Here is a 1674-nt window from a genome sequence, read left to right on the forward strand (position 1 = left end):
GGCCGGGCGGCGGCGAGCCGAGCAGGCCGAGGATGTCCGCGGCCCGCACCGGGTCCAGGCTGGCGACGGGCTCGTCGGCCACCACCAGCTCCGGTGCCTGGACCAGGAGCCGGGCGACCGCGACCCGCTGCCGCTCACCGCCGGAGAGGCGCTCGGTGCGCTCGTGGAGCGCCCAGCCCAGCCCGACGCGGTCGAGCGCGTCCCGCACCGCGCCGAGCGACCGGGGCCAGACCAGCGAGGCCAGCGCGCGGGCTGTGCTCCAGTGGCCGAGCCGCCCCGCGTTGACGTTGTGCACCACCCGGACCCGCTCGATCAGGGCGAGGTCCTGGCTCACCGAGCCGATGCGCCGCTGGAGCAGCCGCCGCCGCGCTGGCGGCAGCAGCGCGGGCTGCTCGCCGAGGACCTCCACGCTGCCGGCGGTCGGCTCCAGCGCGCCGTTGAGCAGGGCCAGGAGCGTGCTCTTGCCCGCGCCGCTGGCGCCGAGCACCGCCACGCGCTCCCCGGCCCCGACGGTGAGGTCCAGCCCGCGCAGCGCCTCGTGCGGACCGAACCGGCGCCCCGCGCCGCGCAGCAGAACCGCGGGGGACGCGCCGCTCACTGTGCTTCCCCGTTCGCTTCTCCGCCCGCGCGGCTGTGTGCGGGTTTCGTCGCTGTCTGCGGCCCGGCAGCCGCGCGTGCGCCGCTCACGCCAGCAGCCCCAGGTCGCGGGCCACGTCCTCGATCCGGTCGTAGGCGGAGTCGCGGGTGGAGACGAACGACTCGGCGCCGAACAGCTTCAGCACCTCGGCGTCCTCGGCGTCCCGCGAGTCGAGCCCCAGCAGCAGCTTCCGCACCTTTCCCCGGGTGCCGCTCCCGAAGGTGTCGTCCAGGTCGGGGCGGGCCAGCCAGTGGTAGTCGGCGTAGCCCGGGGTGCGCCACAGCACCCGCACCGAGCGCACGGCTGCGGGGTCCTTGCGGGACGTCGCCTCCCACACCTGCTGGTTGACGGCCCCGGCCTCGAAGCTGCCGCCCGCCACGGCCTCGATGGTGGCGTCGTGCGACCCGGAGAAGCCGGGCTTCCCCTTCAGATCGCGCGTGCGGAGCCCGGCCTGCCGCATGAAGTACTCGGGCATGAGGCGGCCGGAGGTGGAGGTCTCGCTGCCGAAGGTGAGGGTGTGCCCGGCGAGTTCGCGCAGGCCGCCGACCCTCTCGAACGGCCGCAGCCCGGAGCGGGTGTGCGCGATGAACAGGCTGCGGAAGCCCGCGTCGATGTCCCGCTGGGCGAAGGCCGCGGCGCCCGGCACCCGTTTGCGGGCCTGCACTCCGGTGAGCCCGCCCATCCAGGCCAGATGGATGTCGCCGACCTCGAAGGCCCGCACCACGGCGGTGTAGTCGGTGACGGGCCGGTAGCGCACCCGGAGTCCGGTGGCGTCGGCGAACCGCTCGGCCACGGCGGGGTAGAGCCGGTTGAGCAGCTCGGGATCCTGGTCGGGGATGGCGGATATCCCGAGTTCGCGCCGGTCCGCCCCGGCTCCGCCGGCGCTGCCGCAGGCACTCGACAGCAGCGCCGCTGCGGGGCCGAGGAGCAGCGCGCGGCGGGGCAGGGATATCGCAGGCATGGGCACCCTCTCGTTCCTTGGCCGGTCCTGGCCTTGGCTGGTCGGGAGTCGGGGGCGGGCTCGGAGAGAGGAGGCG

General features: G+C 75.6%; 2 protein-coding genes. Both read right to left on the reverse strand.

Translation table 11 applies throughout. From position 1 onward, the window contains the following. Positions 1–598, reverse strand: a 598-nt coding sequence (locus G5C65_RS36895) for an ATP-binding cassette domain-containing protein (RefSeq protein WP_165303398.1), incomplete at its 3' end; no start/stop codon positions are given. A gap of 85 nt (positions 599–683) precedes the next feature. Beyond that, entirely contained in the window at positions 684–1598 is a 915-nt protein-coding gene (locus tag G5C65_RS36900) for a putative selenate ABC transporter substrate-binding protein (RefSeq protein WP_165303399.1), read from the reverse strand. Positions 1599–1674: the final 76 nt, after the last annotated feature.

The sequence above is a fragment of the Streptomyces boncukensis genome (assembly GCF_011045075.1).
Taxonomy (GTDB): domain Bacteria; phylum Actinomycetota; class Actinomycetes; order Streptomycetales; family Streptomycetaceae; genus Streptomyces; species Streptomyces boncukensis.

Bases quoted from the DNA above. Each gene is read 5' to 3' on its own strand.
- G5C65_RS36900 (WP_165303399.1), bottom strand. From the start codon at position 1,598: ATGCCTGCGATATCCCTGCCCCGCCGCGCGCTGCTCCTCGGCCCCGCA.